A 6651-nucleotide genomic window follows, 5' to 3' on the forward strand; every position below is an offset into this window, starting at 1 on the left:
CCGATTCCGGTACAGCTGATTCGGTGTGCGGTTCTACCACTTGGTCTCGTCCTCCATCATTCGCGTGAGCACCTGCGGACGCCGCTTGGCGGTGACGATGAGCAGCACGACGCCGATGAGCACCCACGCGACATACACCCAGGGCAGCACCGCGTACTCACCCGGAGGGATGGGCCACAGGGAGCTGTACAGCGGATAGGCGAAGATGATCGCCGCCAGGATCGGCAGGACGCCGTGTCGGATCGGCTTGAAGAAGCCCTCGCGGCGTGCGAACACGACGATGGCGATGTTGGTGATGATGTACGAGACCAAGAAGAAGATGCCGACCAGGAACCCGAAGTAACCCCACACGTTGAACGGTCCGACGATCAGGCCGAGCGGGATGCCGAGAACCAGGCAGACCACGCCCATGACGATCGAGGCGTTCGCGGGGGTGTGCCGCGACGAGCTCAGACCGATCCACTTGGGGAAGACGTGGTCGCGGCCGAGCGTGAACATGACCCGCACGCCGGCGAGGTAGCCCGCCTGGCTGAAGCCCAGGATGCTGACGATCGCCGCGATCACGACGATGCCGAGGCCGATCTCACCCCAGTAGTGGAGCGCGATGGTCTGCAGGGGCGCGGGGTCGAGGCCGAACTCCTCGATGCGAGCGATGCCGTAGCCGTGGACCATCGCGTAGCTGACGAAGATGTAGAACGCCGGGAGGATCGTGGCGACCACCCACAGGCCCTTGCCCACGTTCTTCTTGGGCTGCTTCACCTCTTCGGAGAGGGTGGTGCCCTCTTCGATCCCCGCGTGGGAGAGCACGCCGTAGGTCATCGCGAGCCCGATGCCGGCCCAGCCGAGGGTCCCGGCGCCACCGGGGATGAGGGGCTCTCCGCTGAAACCGCCACCCTGGCTGTCGCCGCCGGTGAACACGATCCACAGGGCGAGGGCGAGGATCACGGCGACGGAGATGCCGATGAGCACGAGCGAGGTCCGCATGCTCTCGGTGATCCCGAGCATGGAGAGGACCGTCACCGCGGCGAGGGCGACCAGGGTGATAAGCCACCACGGGATGTCGATGCCGAACTGGCTCAGCAACCACTCCGCGAGCCACCCGCCGAACACGGCGAACCCTGCCGCAGCGAGCACCATGTAGGCGCCCATGAAGGTCCACCCGTACACGAAGCCGAACTTGGCGCCCCATGTCCTGAGGTTGTAGGCGTAGAGGCCGCCGGCGCTCGTGACGCGACGGGAGAACTCGGCGAGCGAGTTCATGAAGAGCAGGATCGCCGGCCAAACCAGCACGAAGGCGAACACCAGGGCGAGTCCTGCGAACTGCCCCATGAACTGAAGGTTGAGCGCGATCACCGCCGCCGGCCCGCACCCGGCCAGGGAGAGCAGCGCGACGTGCCCCCAGTTCAGGGAGTCCTTCTGCAGCGTCGTCCGCTCCGCGGGTGCCGTGCCGGCGGCCTCCGTGGCCGCCGCGCGATCGTTTGTCTCGGTCATGATGGGTCATTCCCTTTCGTCGTCGTCATTGACTGGCTGTGGGTCTGCGGAGGGGTGTCCTCACGCCACGTGTTCCCAGTGCGGGTAGCCCTGGGAGGCTTCTTGCTCGGCGATGCGTCGGTACTTCCCGACGCCGGCGACGTACGGCATGAACACCCGGGGCTTGCCGGGCACGTTCGCTCCGAGGTACCAGGAGTTGCCGCTCAGATAGAGCGTTCTGGCCGCCTCATCGTGCACGGTCCGCATCCAGTCGCGCTGCGCCTGCTCGGTCGGATGGGTCGCCGCGATGCCCTGTTCCTGCATCGTCTGGATCAGCGCGGTGATCCAGTCCACGTGCTGCTCGATCGAGACAATCATGTTGCTGAGGACGGACGGGCTGCCGGGACCGGTGATGAAGAACAGGTTGGGGAAGTCATGCGAGGCGATGCCCAGGAACGTGTACGGGCCTTCTCGCCACGCGTCACGCAGCGACAGCCCTCCGTTGCCGATCGGATCGACCGCGAGGATCGATCCTGTCATCGCGTCGAACCCGGTCGCGAAGATGAGGTCGTCCAGTTCGAACTCGCCCTGCTCGGTGGCGACGCCTGACCGTGTGATCCGCACGATCGGATCGGACCTCAGATCGACCAGCGTGACGTTGTCACGGTTGAAGGTCTGGTAGTAGTCGGTGTCCAGGCACGTGCGCTTGGTGCCGAAGTAGTTGCCACGCGGCTCGAGCACCTTCGCGACACTCGGATCGTCGACGATCGCGCGCACCTTGCGCCGGATGAACTCCGCAGCCAGTTCGTTCGCCTCGGCGTCCGTCGACAGATCGGTGAAGGATGCGAGGAGCGCCCCGTACACGCCCGACTCCCAGGCCTGCTCGAAGACGCGCTCGCGCTCCCCGTCCGAGACGTCGAAGACGCTACGGGTGGGAACCGGGACGGGAACTCCCGTGAACGAATGACGAGCGCGCTCGCGATACGCGGCGTAGTCGCGTTTGCGCTCGGCGACCTCCGCCGGACGGAGCGGGCGGTTTCCGGCCGGCAGACTGAAGTTCGGGGTCCGGTGGAAGACCGTGAGGTGCCCGGCCTCCTGAGCGACGAGCGGGATGATCTGGATGCCGGTGGACCCGGTGCCGATGATCCCGACCCTCCTGCCGGTGAAGTCCACCGGCTCGGTCGGCCACTGTGCGCTGTGGAAGCTGCGACCCTCGAAATCGGAGATTCCGGGGATGTCGGGAGTGTGCGTCGCGGACAGGTTCCCCACCGCGAGGATGAGGTACTTCGCCGTGTACTCCTCGACGGCGGCGCCTTCTCGCGGCGCACCGTCGTCAGTCGCTTCGGTGACGCTGACCGCCCAGACGTGCCGCGACGGGTCCCATACGGCTGCGGTCACCGCCCTGTTGAAGAGGATGTCCTTGTTCAAGTCGAACCGCTCGGCGACATGCTCGGCATAGCGGAGGATCTCCGCCTGGGTGGCGAACTTCTCGCTCCACTCCCATTCCTGCTGCAGCTTCTCATCGAACGAGTACGAGTAGTCGAGCGAGGTGATGTCACATCGCGCTCCGGGATAGCGGTTCCAGTACCACGTGCCCCCGACCTGCGGGCCGCGCTCGAAGACCACAGTTCGAAGGCCGAGCTCCCGCAGCCGCACAAGCTGGTAGAGCCCGGCGAATCCGGCGCCGACGACGATGGCGTCCGCCGAGTGCTCTTGTTCGGGTCGCGTCAAGAGAGTCCTCCTGTGTGAGTGGGATTCGTGCGTTGCGAGGCACGTGCGATGGCGCGCAGCTCCTCGGCGATGGTGTCCACTGCCTGCGTCGAAGCGGCCATCACGTTGTGGAGCTGGAAGAAGCCGTGGAGCTGTCCGGCGAACTCCCGATGCCGCACATCAACTCCGGCGTCGGCGAGGAGCGCCAGGTACGCCTCACCCTCGGAGCGCAGAACGTCGGTGCCGACGGAGATGAACACGGTGGTCGGAAGTGCCGCGAGATGCGGCGATCGCAGGGGCGCGAGGGCGGGGTCCACTCGCGGGCCGCGCGGGTGGTACTGGTCCCAGAACCACGCCATCGCGTCCCGCGTGAGCGTGAGTTGACGGCCCGGATCCCGGTAGCTCGGACGATCGAGGTCGCTGTCGAGCACCGGCGTGATCAGAACCTGGGCTGCGAGCGCGTCGCGGTCCGTCGCCGCACGCTCCGCGGTGATCACCGCCGCGAGGTTCCCGCCGGCAGAGTCTCCGCCCACTGCGAGCGGGAGGCTGCCGTCCGGTCCACCGGCATCTCGGACCCGCAGCCGCTCTCCGACGATCGCCCGACAGTCGTCCAGGCCGGCCGGGAACGGATGCTCGGGCGCCTTACGATAGTCCGGGACCACGACGCGCCATCCACTGGCCTTGGCCAGGGCGCGGCACACGGCGAGGTAGTCCTCCGGTTCGCCCATGACCCAGCCGCCGCCGTGAAAGTGGATGAGCTCGCCGAGAGGCGCTTCCGCCGGGTCGAGGATGAAGTGGCGCGGAATCCCGCCGTGGGCCTTCACGAGCGTCTCGCGGTGCATCTGCGGGCCGTGTCCGTATCGCGCGCGCAGTGCGCGCTCCTCGTCTCTCAGGGCCACCGGGTCGAGCGTGTCCGCACCGCCGACCAGCACGCTCTGCTGACGACGCAGGCGCAGATACTGCTCTGCATCGTTGTCAAGCGGAAGCGGCATCGGGGTCCTCGCTGTGCTCGTGCTCGGCTCTGAGTACGGACTCCTGGGAATCGTGTCCTCGAAGTCAATGGTCAGAGTAGCCTATCTTTAGGATCAGTGCGACCGACCAGATGCGCGGAGAGTTCCTCGACGACCACTTCGCTATTGGTCGGACTGTCGCATATTTGAAGAACGAGCGCAACGGAGCAGTCGTGAGCTACACGATCATCAACCCCGCTGACGAGACGGTCGTGGAGACCGTCACCCACGCCGGAGTCGCCGAGACCGACGCCGCGATCGCCCGGGCGGTGCACGCGCAACGCGCCTGGGCGGAAGTGTCACCGAAGGACAGGGCGTCGCTGCTGCGGGCATTCGCCGACGCGGTGGACGGCGACATCGAGCATCTCGCGCAGTTGGAAACGACCAACTCGGGCCACCCGATCACCCAGTCCCGCGGCGAGGCCGCGCACGTGCGCGACGTGCTCGAGTACTACGCGGGCTCACCGGAGCGGCTCATCGGACAGCAGATCCCGGTCGCCGGCGGAGTGGATGTGACCTTTCACCAGCCGTATGGCGTGATCGGCGTCATCACGCCCTGGAACTTCCCCATGACCATCGCATCCTGGGGTTTCGCGCCCGCGCTGGCGGCCGGGAATGCGGTGGTGCTCAAGCCGGCGGAGTGGACCCCGCTGACCAGCATGCGCCTGGAGCAGCTCGCCCTGGATGCCGGGCTGCCGGAGGGCCTGCTCCAAGTCGTGGTCGGGCGAGGCTCCGTCGTCGGCGAAAGGTTCGTGACCCATCCGGATGTCCGGAAGATCGTCTTCACCGGCTCGACGTCGGTCGGAAAGCGGATCATGGCCGGCGCCGCCGACCAGGTCAAGCCGGTCACCCTCGAGCTCGGCGGCAAGTCTGCGAACATCGTCTTCGCGGATGCCGACATCGCAGCCGCGGCGGCCGCCGCCCCGTACGCGGTGTTCGACAACGCGGGGCAGGACTGCTGCGCGCGCAGCCGGCTCCTGGTGCACAAGAGCGTCTACGACGAGTTCATGCAGCATTTCGAGGAGGCCGTGGGGCGGGTGGTCGTCGGCGACCCTCGCGACGAGCGCACCGAGGTCGGGCCACTGGTCACGCTCGCGCACCGCGAGAACGTGGCGTCATTCGTCACGGACGACGTGCCGGTCGCGTTCCGCGGATCGTGTCCGGATGGGCCCGGTGCCTGGTTCGCGCCGACCGTGGTGACCCCCGCTCGGGGCGACCGCGTGGCCACGGAGGAGATCTTCGGCCCGGTCGTCGCGGTGCTTCCCTTCGAGGACGAAGCGGATGCCGTGCAGCTGGCAAACGACTCCGTCTACGGTCTGAGCGGCTCTATCTGGACGCAGAATCTGGGGCGGGCTCTGCGCGTCGCCCAGAGTGTGCAAAGCGGCGCCCTGTCGGTGAACTCGAACTCCTCCGTTCGGTACGCCACCCCGTTCGGAGGCTTCAAGCAGTCGGGGCTGGGTCGCGAGCTCGGACCCGACGCCCCGCTGCAGTTCACGGAGACCAAGAATGTGTTCCTCGCCACGCAGTAACGCCTCGGCAGGGCTCGACGCACTACTGTCGAAATGCCCGCGCAATCGAGTGACGTGAAGGTGAAGATGCATTCGCCGAAGGCAGCCACAGGGTTCCTGTATCGGGCGAGACGGCCGACGAACACGTATGAGGAGACGGTTCGGCGACTGCTGCAGGCGATCCGGCTCGGCGTCATCGCACCGGCGGAGAGGCTCCCCAGCGAGCGCGAGCTGGCCGACATGCTCAAGGTGAGCCGAGACACCGTGCGCGAAGCGCTGTCGACTCTGGTCGAGCACGGCTATGTCGTCTCCAAGAGAGGCCGCTACGGCGGCACGTTCGTGGTGGAGACGCTCCCGGTTCCGGAATCATCGGCACCTGCGTCTGTCAAGCTCGACGAGGAGGAGCTCCACAACATCTCGGTGCTGCGACGCGTCCTGGACGTCGGCGCGGCTCGGGTCGCTGCCGGGCGCGATCTCACCGCCGCAGAGCGGGCGGCTCTGCAGACCGCATTGGACGAATCGCTCGACGCCGACCCGTCGGACTATCGACGGCTCGACTCGAAGCTCCACCTGATGATCGCGGAGGCGACGGGGGCGCGCGATCTGGTGCGGCTGGTCGCCGATCTGCGCACGAGGGTCAACGAGGTGCTCGGGACGATCCCGCTCCTTCCGCCGAACCTCACGAACTCGAACGAGCAGCACAAGGCGATCGTGCACGCGATCCTCACGGGCCAGCCCGACATTGCGGCGCAGGCGATGCTGGAGCATGTCGAAGGCTCGAACGCCCTCCTGCGAGGCTTCCTGTCCGAAGACGTGGAGTAGCGAGAGTCAGCACCGCGGATGGGAGGAGATCCCGGCGGGGAGCCGCCAACGCATCCTCCCCGACCAGGATCTCCATCCCGCCGCGCTCGGGCGGATCAGCGCAGGCTCACCGATCCCGCCGAGATGCGCAC

General features: G+C 67.1%; 5 protein-coding genes. 2 read left to right on the plus strand and 3 right to left on the minus strand.

Features of this window, described 5'->3' with window-relative positions:
• Window positions 1-33: 33 nt before the first annotated feature.
• Genes ACIWQI_RS10615 through ACIWQI_RS10625 form a run of 3 tightly spaced genes read right to left on the minus strand, consistent with a single transcriptional unit; the run spans window position 34 to window position 4172 of the window.
• On the minus strand, window positions 34-1491 hold the full coding sequence (locus ACIWQI_RS10615) for an APC family permease (RefSeq protein ID WP_396657304.1): 1458 nt from the start codon (window positions 1489-1491) through the stop codon (window positions 34-36).
• A 60-nt stretch (window positions 1492-1551) separates the two neighbouring features.
• Window positions 1552-3201: a flavin-containing monooxygenase gene (locus ACIWQI_RS10620; RefSeq protein WP_396657305.1), complete on the minus strand. Its 1650-nt coding sequence runs from the start codon at window positions 3199-3201 to the stop codon at window positions 1552-1554.
• The gene (locus tag ACIWQI_RS10625) at window positions 3198-4172 is read right to left on the minus strand and encodes an alpha/beta hydrolase (protein ID WP_396657307.1); all 975 of its coding nucleotides are present in this window, start codon (window positions 4170-4172) and stop codon (window positions 3198-3200) included. Before ACIWQI_RS10625 ends, ACIWQI_RS10620 begins: the two co-directional genes overlap by 4 nt.
• Before the next feature lie 191 nt (window positions 4173-4363).
• Between ACIWQI_RS10625 and ACIWQI_RS10630 the strand changes: the two genes are divergently transcribed.
• Both ACIWQI_RS10630 and ACIWQI_RS10635 read left to right on the plus strand, forming a co-directional pair.
• On the plus strand, window positions 4364-5719 hold the full coding sequence (locus ACIWQI_RS10630; protein WP_396657308.1) for an aldehyde dehydrogenase family protein: 1356 nt from the start codon (window positions 4364-4366) through the stop codon (window positions 5717-5719).
• 66 nt (window positions 5720-5785) lie between these two features.
• On the plus strand, window positions 5786-6520 hold the full coding sequence (locus ACIWQI_RS10635; protein WP_396657309.1) for a FadR/GntR family transcriptional regulator: 735 nt from the start codon (window positions 5786-5788) through the stop codon (window positions 6518-6520).
• Window positions 6521-6651: the final 131 nt, after the last annotated feature.

This window comes from Microbacterium sp. (genome assembly GCF_044508325.1).
Classification (GTDB): domain Bacteria; phylum Actinomycetota; class Actinomycetes; order Actinomycetales; family Microbacteriaceae; genus Microbacterium.